The following is a 13,644-nucleotide window of genomic DNA, read 5'->3' as shown; positions in this document are numbered from 1 at the left end:
TCCCGAGCCACAGAAACGATCACTCTTCGGTCCACACCAGAAGAACGCTCGACAACAACATCGCACCGCCAACGACGGCGGCCGGCAGGCCTGACGTCGTCCAAGGTCCCGAGGAAGGACACCGGTACCACCATGTTGCGACGACTGGACAGGTTTCTCAGTTATGAGATGAAGGTGTCCGAATTGATCGGCACCCTCATCATCATCGGCATCCCCTACGGCCTGGTGGGGACCATCTGGACACTCACCCACACCAGTCATCTGAGTGACCTTCACGGGGTCGACCTGGTCGCCTCGTTCATCGGATCGATCGTCTGTTGGCCGGTCCTCATCTTCGCGAATGTGACGATGACCTGATGATGGCGCTGGTTTGGGTCATCGACATCGTCGTGATCATCGTCAAGATCCTGGGCGGGCGGACACAGGTAAATCCTGTTCTCCGATTCGGTATGTGGATCGCGCTGCTCTGCGTCATCGCCCTGTGTCTGGCGGCCGTCGGCGCACTCGTCGTCCTCCTCGAACACTGGCTGAGCTCGCTCTGAGCAGCCGGGAACACATTCCCCCGCAGCAAGAAAGGATCGGTGCAGCGTGACGCCGCAACCGGCCACCGAACCGTCCGAGATCGGACGGCTCATCGACAGTGCCACCGGGCTCTGGCGACGGCATCCCCAGCAATCGATCGAGACTCTGGGCAGGCAGGTCCTGCTCGGTAGGGCAACGATCGCGCAGCTGTTCCTCTCTCTCGTGCACCGGCGCTTTCCGTTCCAGGAGTTCATCAAACAGTGCGCGTTCATGGCCAACGTCTCGGCGTTGCCCACTGTGTTCGTCGCGATTCCGGTCGCGGTGGTGGTCTCGATCCAGGTCGGCGCGCTGGTCAACCAGGTCGGTGCCACCACCTTCATCGGCGCGGTCGCCGGGCTCGGCATCATCCGCCAGGGCGCACCATTGGTCACCTCACTGATGATCGCCGGCGCGGTCGGCTCGGCCATCTGCGCCGATCTGGGCTCCCGCACGATCAGGGAAGAGATCGACGCGATGAAGGTGATGGGCGTGGATCCGGTGCGCCGACTGGTCGTCCCGCGACTGGTTGCCGCCGTACTGGTGAGCATCCTGTTGTGCGGGTTCATCGTGTTCGTCGGCTTCGCCACTGCCTACCTGTTCAACGTCTACGCCCAGCAGGGCACGCCGGGATCGTTCATCAGCTCGTTCTCCTCGTTCGCGGTTGCGAACGACCTGATGGTCGCACTGTTCAAGGCGGCGATCTTCGGTGTGCTCACCGCGATCATCGCCTGCGACATCGGACTGCACACCAAAGGCGGTCCCGGCGGTGTCGCGAATTCGGTGAACTCGGCGGTGGTCACCTCGGCCCTGATGCTGTTCGCCACCAACATCATCGTCACCCAGCTGTACAACAGCTTCTTCCCCGCGAAGGTGGTGTGAGATGGCCGCCGAGTACATCCCACCGGCACTGCGTCCGGTCCGCGCGATTCGCGCGACCGCCAAGATCCCCGTCCACGCCAATCAGCGCCTCGGTCACCAGGCCATCGTGTTCTTCCAGGCCCTGATCGCCATCCCGTACACGCTGCGTCACTACCGCAAGGAAGTCGCCCGCTTGATCGCCGATGTCGGCTGGGGCAACGGCTCGCTCATCGTCGGCGGCGGCACAGTGGGCGTGGTCATCGCGCTGTGCGCGTTCGGCGGCATCACCGTTGGAGTCGAGTCCTACACCGCGTTGAACCTGCTCACGATGGGGCCGCTGACCGGGGCCATCTCCGGCTTCGCCACCACCCGTGAGATCGCGCCGATCCTGGGCACGCTCGCCTTCGCCATCCAGTCCGGTTGCCGATTCACCGCGCAGCTCGGCTCGATGCGGATCTCCGAAGAGATCGACGCGCTGGAATCCATTGCGATCCGGCCGCTGCCCTACCTGGTGACCACCCGGATGATCGCGGCCACGATCACCATCATCCCCCTGTACACACTCGGCCTCGCGGTCGCCTACATAGCGACCAAGCTGTCGGTGCTGTTTCTGGGCGGTACGACCGCAGGCACCTATGACCACTACTTCTTCCAGTTCTTGATCGGCGGGGACGTGTTCTTCTCGATCTTCAAAGTGGTGGTGTTCGTCCTCATCGCGGCGTTCATCCAGTGCTACTACGGCTTCGTCGCCTCCGGCGGGCCCGAAGGCGTCGGCGTCGCGGCGGGCCAGGCCATCAAGATGGTCATCGTCGTCATGGTCTTCACCAATCTGTTTCTCACGCTTGCGATCTGGGGCATCGACCCCGGATTCCGGATCTCGGGATAGGTCGATCGAATGATTCTCGATCTCAGCGGCCGCGGCCCCAAACCCCTGCAGCTCACGCTCGCGGGACTGGCGGTGATCACCGCGTTCGCGGTCGCTCTGTATCTGCTCGCACTGCGCTACAACGGCGAGTTCGAGGACACGGTGGTGGTCGGTGCCGACCTCACCAGCACCGGTGACGGGCTACCCCAGCGCGCCGACGTGAAGTACCGCGGCATGCTGGTCGGCTCGGTCGGCTCGGTGGAGATGGTCGCCAAGGGCGAACGCCAGCACGCCACCTTGGAACTGAAGCCGGGTCTGGCGCAGACGATTCCGAACACGGTCACCGTGCGCGTCATCCCCGACAACATCTTCGGCGTCTCGTCGCTCCAGCTCGTGGACAACGAGGGAACCGGCGAGGGGCTGCGCGAGGGTGCAACCATCCGCGAGGACACCAGCGAGGCCACGATCCAGCTGCAGACCACGCTCAACACCCTGCGCGATGTGCTCGACACCATCCAGCCCGAGAAGATCGGCCGAGTGCTGGCTACCCTGTCCGCAGCGCTCGATCCGAGCAGCCGCGTACCGGGTTCCACGGTGGAGCGTCTCGACACCTGGCTCACCACCATCCACCAGATCCCCGAAATCGGCCATCTGCTCAACAATTTCGGTCAGGCGGCGACAGCGCTGAGCCAGTCGGCACCGGAACTGGTCGGAGTACTGGCCGATTCGGTGACCACCGCGCGCACGCTCAACGAGCACCGCACCCAGATGGTGGAGCTGCTCACCCAGGGCAACTCCACCATCGAATCGGTCAACGCCCTGTTCGCCGCGAATCCCGATTCGGGCAGAGAATTGGTCTCCGGCCTGGACCAGCTGCTCGGTGGCATAGCCAAGGATCCCAGCGCGCTGCAGTCGACGGCGGCCAACCTCAACACCTCGTTGCGCAGGCTGCAGCAAACGTTCAACTTCGGCCCCAGCAAGCAGATGACCTGGCGTATGGATGTGACGTTCACACCGTTCCAGCAGTACACCGCCAAGGACTGCCCGCACTACGGCGACATGGCCGGACCCCGATGCGGCGGACCCACTGTGCCCGAAGTCGCACCGCCGCAGGAGTATCCGGCACAGATGCTGCCGAAGCGGCTCGAGTCCGCCGGACCGGCACCGGTACTGCCGATTCCCGGCCTGCCCGCGCTGCCGAGCATCACCGTGCCGACGGTTCCCGGCCTGCCGACGATTCCGGGTCTGCCTGCCATTCCGGGACTGCCCGCTATCCCGGGGATCACCGCACCCGCCGCATCTCACGTTCCCGCGCCCGCCGCCACCCCGGCGGCGCAGTCTCGGCTGGGCGGCATCGCCGCGGTGTCGGCACTGGTCGGCGGTAAACCGACGTTCAGTCAGCTGCTCCTGCTCGGGTCGATCCTGGGCAATATTGCCATCGTCCCCGACGCCGAAGGTGGTGTCCAACAGTGAAATCCAGCAAAGCACTTCTCGGGTTCAGCTTCTTCGCCGTCCTGGCGACGCTGCTCACCTACACGATCTGGTCGACGCTGCAACGCAGCGTCCCCGGCAACACCACGAGCTATTCGGCGGTCTTCACCGACGTCCTCGGATTGCGCATCGGCGACGACGTCCGGATGGCGGGTGTGCGAGTCGGCCGGATCGACAAGATCGATTTCACCGACAACTACATCGCCAAGGTCGACTTCCAGATCGAGGCCCGCCAGCACCTGACCGACACCACCAAAGCCCTGGTGCGATACCAGAATCTGATCGGTCAGCGCTACCTGGCGCTGGCGCCGGGCACCGGCGAGGGCACCGTTGTCCCCGCCGGCTCGCAGATCCCGCTCGAGCGGACCGAGCCGTCGTTCGATGTCTCGGCGCTGTTGTCCGGATTCGAGCCGCTCTTCGATGTCCTGCAACCCGACCAGATCAATTCGCTGTCGGAAACCCTCATCCAGGCACTGCAAGGCAACGAGGTGTCGTTGGCTGCGCTGATCACCCAGGCTGCCCAGTTGGCCAGCACATTCGGTGAACGCGATCAGATCATCGGCGATGTGCTGAGCAATCTCAGCTCGGTGATGGCAGGTCTGGCCAACCGCAGCGACGAGCTGGAGACCCTGATCACGCAGACTCGCAGTTTGATGGACGGGCTCTACACCGAGGGCGAATCGTTGAAGAGTTCGGTCGAACGGGTGGCAGGAGCGACGAACGGCCTTGTCTCGCTCATCGATCAGGTCAAACCCGGATTGGCCGACGCGCAACGCAACGCCACGACAGGCGTGATGATGTTGCTCTATAACGGCGCCGCCCTCGATCGCGCTGCGGTCGAATTCCCGGACTTCCTCAACGGTGTCGCCCGGTTCACCCAATACGGCACCTACGGCAATGCCTACATCTGCCGCCTCGACGTCTCCCTGTGGGGCGTTCTCCTGCCCGAGGGCTTGTTCTCGCAGGTCGGCGGCACCTCACAATCGGAAGTGTGCCGATGATCAAACCACGCGTTCCAGCATTCCTGCGGCACAACCGGCACCTGCGGCTCGGCCTGATCGCGGCCCTCTCGGTGCTGGTGTTGCTCGGCGGTTCGAGTCTGATCAACCAGATCCAACTCGGAGACAAGACCGTTCACGCCGAGTTCGCCCAGGCCGCGGGCCTTCGGCCCGGCGCGACAGTCGATGTCTCCGGCATCGAGGTCGGTGAGGTCCAGGCGGTGAAGCTGGTCAACGACCGGGTAGAAGTGGCGCTGCGGATCCGCAAGGACATCCGCCTCGGCGCCAACGCCCACGCGGCGATCAAGATGTCGACCATCCTCGGCAGGCTGCACATCGTTCTGCGGCCCGGCGACGGAAATGAGCTACCCGACGACCGGATCCGGCTCGACAGCACCGAGGTTCCGTACAACCTGAGCAAGGTCATCCAGGATCCGCAGTACACCTCCTCGTTCGAGCGGATCGAACGCCTCGACCCGCAAAAACTGCGCACCGCGCTCGATGTGTTCAGTGCCCAGCTGGGCGATTCACCCGCCATGGCGGTGCAGGCCCTCGACAGCATCGGCTCGCTCGCCCAGGTGATCAACAGCAGGCGTGACGAGGTCGACACCCTGCTCAAGAGCATGGACCAGGTCTCCCAACTGGTCTCGGACAACCGCAACAGCGTGTTGGTTTTGCTCACCAGGGGCGAAGCGATCGGGGCCGCCGTGCAGCAGCGCCAGACACTGCTCACGCAACTGCTCGACAACGTCGCCGACATGTCGAGGCTGCTGCAGGACATGGGCATCGAGAACAACGATGAACTCGGACCGCTGATCGCGAACCTCAACACGATGGCCGACGGCCTGACCAAGAACAAGGAAAACCTGGACCGGATCTACGAGTACGCCCCGATCACGTTGCGCCAGTTCAACAATCTGCTCGGCAACGGTCCCTACGGCGAGATCTGGGCACCGTGGATCCTTCCGGACAACTGGCTGTGCTTCGCACAGGCCGTACAGGGGTGCAACTGATGAGGACGAAACGCACGAGCAAGCTGGCGGCGGTCTGCCTTGCCGCAACGCTCGCCTCGGGCTGCGCCCTGCTGCCCGACAGCCTGACCGGACTGGGTAACCAGGTGCTGGGCGCGCAGAAGCGCATCAGCGCCGACTTCGAGAATGTGGCCGGACTGTACGCGGGCAACGAGGTCTCCGTGCTCGGGGTGCCGGTCGGTGTCGTCGATTCGGTGACACCGCGCGGCAGCTATGTCGAGGTGGTGATGTCGGTCGACCGCGATGTTCGCATTCCCGCCGAAGCGATGGCGGCGCTGGTCTCGCCGCAGCTGATCACCAACCGCCACGTCGAGCTCGCCCCTGCCTATACCGGCTCAGGGCCCGAGCTCGCCGACGGTGCGCATCTGCCGCTGGCCCGCACCAGGACGCCCGTCGAGCTGGACCGGATCCTGGCCAACTTCGATCAGCTGGGCGAGGCGCTCAAGGGCGACAGCCAGAGCGGGCCAATGGCGAGTCGGGTGCTCTTCCCGCTGCTCGACGGCAACGGCGACCGGTTGCGCGAAACGCTCGACGAACTGTCGGCGGCTTTCGAGCTGACTTTCGCCAACAAGGATCAGATCGCCAACACCATCATCGAACTCGGTGAGATCACCCAGATCATCGCCGACAACGATCAGACCGTCCGCGATTTCAGCGGGCGCATCACCGAGTTGGTCGCGCTGTTCGGGCAGCAGTCCCCCGGTCTGCAGGCGGTGCTGACCCAGCTCGACGACTTCATCACCAATACCTCCTCGGTGGTCGGCCAGAATCAGGATCAGCTCGCGGGCGCGCTCACCAAGTTCGTCGCGATCGCAGCCCAGATGCGGGCCAATGCCCGCAATCTGACCGAGATCATCGATGTCGGTCCGCTGATGTTCCAGAACTTCGACAACGCGATCAGCCGAGAACACCAGGCTCTGCGTCTGCACGGTCTGCTCGACAAGATCGTGCTCGACAGCGAGGTGGTCTCGCTGTTCTGCGAGCGCGTCCAGATGCGTCTGGACGGCTGCCGCACCGGCAAAATCTCCGATATGGGCCCGGACTTCGGGCTGACCGCCGCGCTGTTGGGACTGACGAAATGACTTTGCGCACCACGTTGGCCGCGGCCTTCTGCGCCGCTGCCGTGGCCGCATCGAGCAGCGGCTGCTCGATGACCGTGGCCGAGCTGCCGATGCCCGAACCGGGCATCGGCGGGCCCGGCTACACCTTGCACGCCACTTTCCGAGACGCGCTCAATCTGCCCAATCGCGCCCACGTGAAGATCGGCGGCACCGACATCGGTGTCGTCACCGGAATTTCGACTACCTCGTTCCTCGCCGATGTCGAGATGCTGATCCGCACCGACATCCAACTGCCGCAGGGCACCACCGTGGAGCTGCGCCAGGCGACTCCGCTCGGTGACATCTTCGTCGCCATGACCCTGCCCAGCACCGAGGCCGCCGGACCACCGCTGCGCGAGGGCGCGACCATCGGCGCCGAGCACACCGCATCGGCCGCCTCGGTCGAGCAGTTGATGATGTCGGTGTCGATGCTGATCAACGGCGGCGGACTCAATCAGGCAGCCAAGGTCACCTCCGAGCTCAATTCCATCTTCGCGGGCAAAGCGCCCCAACTGCAGCACGTGATCGGGGAAATGACCTCGGTCATCGCCGCGCTCAACGCACGTACCGGCGACCTCGACGCGACGCTGTCCGGGTTGTCGGTGCTGACCGGCGAATTGGCTCGGCGCAAGGCCGAACTCGGCGCCGCGGCCGACGACTTCCCGCAACTGATCGGGCTGTTCGCCGAGAACAACCAGGCCATCGTCGACCTGATCAACAAGGTGGCAGTGACGATGGACGCCCTCGGCGACTTCAGCGCGACGAACGGGCCGCAGTTCGTCAGCCTGTTCCAGAGCATCCAGAATCTGATGTCCGGATTCGCGCAGATGGGCGATGACCTCACCGGCACGCTCGATGGCCTCCACAAGATCTACCCCTCGGTCATGGACAGCGTGCAAGGACCGACGCTGGCCGTCGGAGCGATCCTGTCCTACCTCGATATCGGTGCGATCACCGATCCGGCCGGCAGCCGCTGGCCCGACGGCACCGATGTGCCCGCGTTCATCGGCAGCATCACCGACGTGATCGCCAAGGTGACCGGCCGCCTCAACAGCACACCGCAACAGCCGATCCAAGAGGGGCCCCGATGAATTCACCGTTGTGGGAATGGCTGGTTCGCCATCGCATCGCGGTCGCCAATGCCGGTCTGGTCGTCGTCCTACTGCTGGGCAGCGGGTACCTGGGCGGCGCGGTCCTGCGAATCGACCCGACGAGTACGCGCTACGTCGTCACCGTCGAACTGGCCATGTCGGGTGGACTCACCAAGGGCAGCGACGTGACGTTCCGTGGCGTTCGGGTCGGCCGGGTCGATGACGTGCGCGTCGCCGGCGACGGAATCGCGGCCGTGGCCGAGATCGAGGAGGGCACCCGGATTCCGCTCGGCGGCACGGTCGCCGTCGCCCGCTTGTCGGCCGCGGGTGAGCAATACCTGGATTTCCGCCCCGAGACCGATACCGGGCCTTACCTGCGCGACGGCTCCGTCATCGCCCGGGCGGACACCGCAGTGCCCGTGCAGGTGCAGTCGGTGCTGGCGAACATGTCAGGCCTGGTCAGCGGATTGAACCCCGACCGCCTCAACGTCATCGTCAACGAACTCGACAAAGCGCTCGCGGGCGGTCCGGACGGCTTGCGCAACATGATCTCCGGGATCAGCCGCGCGATGGCAGGGCTCAACGATCTGCTACCGCAGACCGAGCACCTGCTGCGCAATCTGGAGGTCATCGCCTCGACGACCGCGAACGCGCAACCGGACCTGGGAACTCTCACCAACGCGGGTAGCGCCCTGTTCCAGCAGTTCTCCGCCGCCGATGCCGAGTTGCGGCACCTGCTCCAGGAAGGGCCGGGGCAGCTGGCCACGCTCGGGGGCTTCATTTCCCGCACCCAGAACCCGATCACGGACCTGGTGACGAATTTCGTCGCGATCACCAGGGCGGCGAAATTGCGTCAGCCCGCGATCGAGCTGCTGTTTCCGACGTTGAGCCGCTTCTCCGAGGCGGTCGGCATCCCGGCTCACGACAACGCCTTCTACACCCTCGTCGACCCGTGGCCGCGACCGACCTGCGACTACGACACTGTCCCGATTCTGCCCACGCAGGCCACCGCCGATACCAGGGTGCGGCTCTACAACTACTGCGTCACCGACAATCCCGCGCTGCAGGTCCGTGGGTCGGCGAACGCACCAAGGCCCGCCGGACCCGACAACGGTGCGGGACCGCCGCCCGGTGTGACCGGCAACGAATTGTCCCAGCCCTCGGTGCCCGCACCAAGATAAGGAGCACGAAAAGCAATGACCAACGACGAAACATCCACCAGCACAGCACCATCGGAAGGGCTCGCGGCCACGGTCGATGCGAAGACGGCCACCGAGGCCAAGTGGTGGGCGATGGACCGCAAGACTCTCGGCCTGCGCGGCGCTGCCGCGATCGTCCTCGGCGCCTCGCTGGCGACCTCGGTGTTCCTGTTCGTGGAGAACAAGAGCAACACCGATCTCCTCGAGGCCCAACAGCAGGCCCGCGAGGCCGCGTGCCACTACGCGCCCGCGCTGGCCGACTACGACAGCAAGAGCCTCGACACCTACTTCAAGGCTGTCCTCGACGGCGCGACGGGCGACTGGAAGAAGCAGTTCGAATCCACCAGCACCGAGCTGCGCGATGCCCTCACCCAGGGCGAAGTCGTCTCGAAGGTCACCGATACCCAGTGCGCACTGCGCTCCGGCGACGAGAACTCCGCCGAGGCGATCGTGGTGATCGGCACAACCATCTCCAGCCTCGGCACCGAACACAAGGCCAAGCCGAGTCAACTGTCGATGGTGTTCGACCTGCGCAACGACGACGGCCGCTGGCTCGTCGAGAAGGTGAACTCCCCGTTGACCTCGCCGCCCACCCCATGACTCGGTCCGGCGGATCGACCTCACTCCCCCAGGCGATAGCATGACAGGCAAGATCATCGGGAACTCACTTTCCCCGCGCGGAACAAAGGGTAGGACGACGAGCAACCAGGCAGACGAATCCCCCGCGGATGCGCCGACTCGCCAGGTCAGGCGCAGGCCGAAGAATCGTCGTGCCCAGATCGCGGCAGAATCGGCCGCAGCCTTCGGCGCACACGGGTACCACGGTGTGAGCATGGACGACATCGCGCGGCGCCTCGATATCAGTTCCACCGCGCTGTATCGGCACTTTCCGAGCAAATACGCGTTGTTCCGGGAAGAACTTCTGCGGTTGTCCGGGATAGCCGTCGGTGCGGTCGAGCTACCCGGTGAGGCCGTCGACTGGACGCCACGCCAGCGCGTGGATCATGTGCTCGACGCCATCATCGGCTTGACGATCGCCAATCGGCCGACCGTGGCGCTGGCCCGCTGGGAGCGCCGCTATCTCGAGCCGACCGATCTTCAGGAGTTCACCGATCAGTTCGCCGTGGCCATCGCCACGCTGCGCAAGCTGATCGGCGAGGTAAGACCCGAGTTGGACGGTCGAGACCGGGCGGTTCGCGCGGTCTCGATCTTCGCTGTGGTCAGCAGCATCGGCGATCACCACGCCACCGTGCCGGCGAAGGCTCTCGCCCGGCTGCTCCATACGACCAGCTGGACGCTGATCGATGCTGATCTCAGCGGACTCGACAGCACCAAGCCTGCCGATCTCGAGAGCGAGCAACCGCAGCCGTTCAAGCATGATCTGCTGCTGGGCAAAGCCGTCGAGCTGTTCCACGAGCGCGGCTATCCCAATGTCAGTATGGAAGACATCGCCGCCGCCGCGGATCTGTCGGCCGCATCGGCGGTGTATCGCTACTACCGCAGCAAGAGCGACCTGTTGGTAGCGGCCTTCCGGCGCGCCGCTGACCGGGTATCGGGAGCGATCGCGCCCGCGGTGGCCGCTGCGGACACTCCTGCCGAGGCACTCGGCACCCTGATCGACCTCTATGTCTCCGGTTCGTTCGCCGAGCGCGCACTGACCTTCGTCTATTACGCCGAGTTCAGCCATGTCGACCAACCCGATCAGGTAACCCTGCGCCATCTTCAACAGTTGATCATCACCGAATGGGCGAAGTTGGTCGTAGAGGCGAGGCCGGACCTGTCCATCGGCGAGGCCCGAATCCTCGTGCACGCGGCGTTCAGCCTCGTGGTCGACCTCGGGCGCACCTTCGGCGACCACGGAATCAGTCCACAGGAAACTGTGATCCGCTTGCTCGAGACCATTCTGCTCGGTCAGCCCCTACCGCGGTAGGCAGCGACTCACGCCGTAATTCAGGGGGCGTCCGACCGTGACCGGTCGGACGCTCCTTGATTCTGCGTCTCAGAGACCGTAGGTCTTGCCGATGATGTCGCGCTGGATCTCGCTCGTACCACCGAAAATGGTCGAGACCAGGGCGCCACGGACGTGCTTTTCCATGTCGAACTCGCGGGCGTAACCGTAACCGCCCATCATCTGCATCCCCGCCAACGCGACCAGTTTGGAGGTCTCGGTGGCCTTGAGCTTGGCCATCGACGCCTCCCGGGCGAAGGTCTTGGTCGGATTCGCATCCACCGCGGCGGCGACGCTGTAGACCAACAGCTTGGTGCACTCGATCTCGGTCGCGAGGTCCGCGACCCGGTGCCGCAACGCCTGGAACGTCCCGATCGGCCGACCGAACTGCTTACGCTCGGACACGAACTGCAAGGTGTCCTCGAAAGCACGCTCGGCCGCACCCAAACTCATCGCCGCCAGGATCAGCCGTTCGAAGTTCAACCCCGTCATCAGCTGACGCCACCCGTTACCGACCTCACCCACGACCGCGTCCTCCGGGAGTAGGCAGTCGGTGAAGTAGAGGTCGTTGGTTTCTTTCTGGTTACCCATCAACTCGATCGGGTTGACCTTCAGCCCCGGGGTACCGGCGGGCACGTGGAACATGGTCAAGCCCTCGTGCTTGCCGCCACCACGGTCGGTGCGGGCCACGAGCAGAATGTTCTCGGAGATATGGGCGTTGGAACACCAGGTCTTCTGCCCGTTGATCAACCACCCGTCGTTGGTCTTCTCCGCGCGGGTGGTGATGTTACCGACGTCGGACCCGGCTTCGGGTTCTGACATCGAGATCGACTGCGACGCACCACGAACGATGCCACGCAACACGTCGTCCTTCTGTGTTTCGGTGCCGAACTTGGCGTAGGCGCCACCGGTGATCAGCGTCGGCCCGATCGCACCGATCGGGAGCATGCCACGCATGGCTTCCTCGAGCAGGATGCACATATCGACCATCGTGGCGTCGGAGCCACCGTATTCCTCGGGCACCGTCAGGCCGAGCCAGCCGAGTTCGGCCATCTTGGCGTAGAGCGCCGGGTTGTGTTGCTCGGCGTCGTGTTCGGTCAGCGCGTCACGCTTTTCTCTGGTGCCTGCCTCGCGTTTGGCGAACGCGGCGACCGCCGCCGCGAAATCCTGCTGTTCCGGGCTGAATTCGACGCCCATAGTGGTTGTTCTCCCTTGTTTCGGTGAGTTGAGAATCAGCTACCGGTGCGGTAGCGCAACGTCGTGACGCGGCGGATGAGTCGCATCTCGAAAGTAGTCAGATCGCGCCGGTCCGCATACACCCGATCATCGGATCGACAGGGTGGGTCCAGCGGTTTCGCATGTCACCCGAGTTCGTTGACAGGAGCGCTCCAGCTCGGTTAAGTTAACAACCATTCTCACTAAGTTAATCACGATTCTAGCCGGATGCAAAGAGGCCATGGGTTTCCTGCCACCGGCACAGAACTCCTGAGCGGAGAGAGGCTCCATGCTGCGCACCCGATTCACCGAGGCCTTCGGTGTCGAGCACCCCATCGTGCAGGGCGGGATGATGTGGGTCGGCCGTGCCGAACTCGCGGCCGCGGTCTCGGAGGCAGGTGGGCTCGGCATCATCACCGGGCTGACCCAGCCGACCCCGCAGGCGCTCCGCGAGGAAATCGCCCGGACCAGGGACCTCACCGACAAGCCGTTCGGGGTGAATCTGACGATCCTGCCTTCGATCACTCCGCCGCCCTACGCGGAGTACCGCCAGGCGATCATCGACGGCGGCGTCCCGATCGTCGAGATCGCCGGTGGCAACCCGGCGACCCACCTGCCCTTCCTCAAGGACGCGGGCATCAAGGTGCTCCACAAGTGCACCAGCGTCAAGCACGCGCTCAAGGCACAGCAGGTCGGCGTCGACGCGGTGAGTATCGACGGCTTCGAATGCGCCGGTCACCCCGGCGAGAACGACACACCGGGCTTGGTCCTCATTCCCGCCGCTGCTCGCGAGATCGAGATCCCGATGATCGCCTCCGGCGGCATCGCCGATGCTCGTGGGCTGGTCGCCGCGATGGCGCTCGGCGCGGACGGCGTCAATATGGGCACCCGGTTCCTGTGCACTGTCGAGTCGCCGATCGCGCATGTGGTCAAAGAACAGATCGTCGCCAACACCGAGCTCGACACCAAGCTGATCTTCCGGACCTTGAACAACACTGCCCGAGTCGCCGACAACGCCGTCAGCCGCCAGGTTGTCGAGATCGAGCGCGGTGGCGGCACGTTCGACGATGTCCGCGAACTCGTGGCAGGTGCTCGCGGTCGCAAGGTCTACGAGGACGGCGACCTCGACGCGGGTATCTGGAGCGTGGGCCAGTGTCAGGGCTTGATCCACGACATTCCCACCTGCGCAGACCTGGTGGCGCGGATCGTGCGCGAGGCCGAGGCACTCATCGCCGGGCGCCTGTCCGGGTCGATCGTCGAAACGGTGGCCCGATGAGCGAAAGCATT

At 64.6% G+C, this 13,644-nt stretch carries 14 protein-coding genes; 13 read left to right on the top strand and 1 reads right to left on the bottom strand.

Annotated features, from left to right (window positions below; translation table 11 throughout):
- The first annotated feature begins 132 nt into the window (after positions 1 to 132).
- From IBJ82_RS20130 to IBJ82_RS20075, 12 genes are all read left to right on the top strand, one after another.
- Positions 133 to 357, top strand: a complete 225-nt coding sequence (locus IBJ82_RS20130; RefSeq protein WP_194827498.1) for a hypothetical protein — start codon at positions 133 to 135, stop codon at positions 355 to 357.
- Positions 357 to 542 carry a hypothetical protein gene (locus IBJ82_RS20125; protein WP_056817253.1) on the top strand — a complete coding sequence of 62 codons (186 nt, stop codon included), beginning with the start codon at positions 357 to 359 and terminating at the stop codon, positions 540 to 542. The genes IBJ82_RS20130 and IBJ82_RS20125 overlap by 1 nt, the downstream gene beginning before the upstream one ends.
- A 79-nt stretch (positions 543 to 621) precedes the next feature.
- Positions 622 to 1,440: an MlaE family ABC transporter permease gene (locus IBJ82_RS20120; RefSeq protein ID WP_370585416.1), complete on the top strand. Its 819-nt coding sequence runs from the start codon at positions 622 to 624 to the stop codon at positions 1,438 to 1,440.
- A 1-nt stretch (position 1,441) separates the two neighbouring features.
- On the top strand, positions 1,442 to 2,305 hold the full coding sequence (locus tag IBJ82_RS20115) for an ABC transporter permease (protein WP_194827496.1): 864 nt from the start codon (positions 1,442 to 1,444) through the stop codon (positions 2,303 to 2,305).
- A 9-nt stretch (positions 2,306 to 2,314) separates the two neighbouring features.
- Complete coding sequence (locus tag IBJ82_RS20110) at positions 2,315 to 3,757, top strand: MCE family protein (protein ID WP_194827495.1); 1,443 nt, start codon at positions 2,315 to 2,317, stop codon at positions 3,755 to 3,757.
- Positions 3,754 to 4,776: an MlaD family protein gene (locus IBJ82_RS20105; protein ID WP_194827494.1), complete on the top strand. Its 1,023-nt coding sequence runs from the start codon at positions 3,754 to 3,756 to the stop codon at positions 4,774 to 4,776. Before IBJ82_RS20110 ends, IBJ82_RS20105 begins: the two co-directional genes overlap by 4 nt.
- Entirely contained in the window at positions 4,773 to 5,786 is a 1,014-nt protein-coding gene (locus tag IBJ82_RS20100) for an MlaD family protein (RefSeq protein WP_194827493.1), read from the top strand. The genes IBJ82_RS20105 and IBJ82_RS20100 overlap by 4 nt, the downstream gene beginning before the upstream one ends.
- Entirely contained in the window at positions 5,786 to 6,886 is a 1,101-nt protein-coding gene (locus tag IBJ82_RS20095; protein ID WP_194827492.1) for an MCE family protein, read from the top strand. The genes IBJ82_RS20100 and IBJ82_RS20095 overlap by 1 nt, the downstream gene beginning before the upstream one ends.
- Positions 6,883 to 7,995 carry an MCE family protein gene (locus IBJ82_RS20090; protein ID WP_194827491.1) on the top strand — a complete coding sequence of 371 codons (1,113 nt, stop codon included), beginning with the start codon at positions 6,883 to 6,885 and terminating at the stop codon, positions 7,993 to 7,995. The genes IBJ82_RS20095 and IBJ82_RS20090 overlap by 4 nt, the downstream gene beginning before the upstream one ends.
- A complete protein-coding gene (locus IBJ82_RS20085; protein ID WP_194827490.1) occupies positions 7,992 to 9,176 on the top strand; it encodes an MCE family protein in 1,185 nt (394 codons plus the stop codon). The genes IBJ82_RS20090 and IBJ82_RS20085 overlap by 4 nt, the downstream gene beginning before the upstream one ends.
- Positions 9,177 to 9,191: 15 nt before the next feature.
- Positions 9,192 to 9,794 carry a hypothetical protein gene (locus tag IBJ82_RS20080; RefSeq protein ID WP_194827489.1) on the top strand — a complete coding sequence of 201 codons (603 nt, stop codon included), beginning with the start codon at positions 9,192 to 9,194 and terminating at the stop codon, positions 9,792 to 9,794.
- Between the two features lie 40 nt (positions 9,795 to 9,834).
- Entirely contained in the window at positions 9,835 to 11,124 is a 1,290-nt protein-coding gene (locus tag IBJ82_RS20075; RefSeq protein WP_194827488.1) for a TetR/AcrR family transcriptional regulator, read from the top strand.
- Positions 11,125 to 11,193: 69 nt separating this feature from the next.
- Here the strand turns inward: IBJ82_RS20075 and IBJ82_RS20070 are convergent, their stop codons facing one another.
- Entirely contained in the window at positions 11,194 to 12,339 is a 1,146-nt protein-coding gene (locus IBJ82_RS20070) for an acyl-CoA dehydrogenase family protein (RefSeq protein ID WP_194827487.1), read from the bottom strand.
- A gap of 307 nt (positions 12,340 to 12,646) precedes the next feature.
- On the opposite strand from IBJ82_RS20070, the gene IBJ82_RS20065 reads away from it, so the two are divergent.
- Positions 12,647 to 13,633 carry a nitronate monooxygenase family protein gene (locus tag IBJ82_RS20065; protein WP_194827486.1) on the top strand — a complete coding sequence of 329 codons (987 nt, stop codon included), beginning with the start codon at positions 12,647 to 12,649 and terminating at the stop codon, positions 13,631 to 13,633.
- Positions 13,634 to 13,644 lie beyond the last annotated feature (11 nt).

It is taken from the genome of Nocardia sp. XZ_19_231 (assembly GCF_015355705.1).
Classification (GTDB): domain Bacteria; phylum Actinomycetota; class Actinomycetes; order Mycobacteriales; family Mycobacteriaceae; genus Nocardia; species Nocardia salmonicida.
The sequence above is the reverse complement of the archived record's forward strand: the minus strand, read 5'-3'. Positions and strand labels throughout refer to the sequence as shown.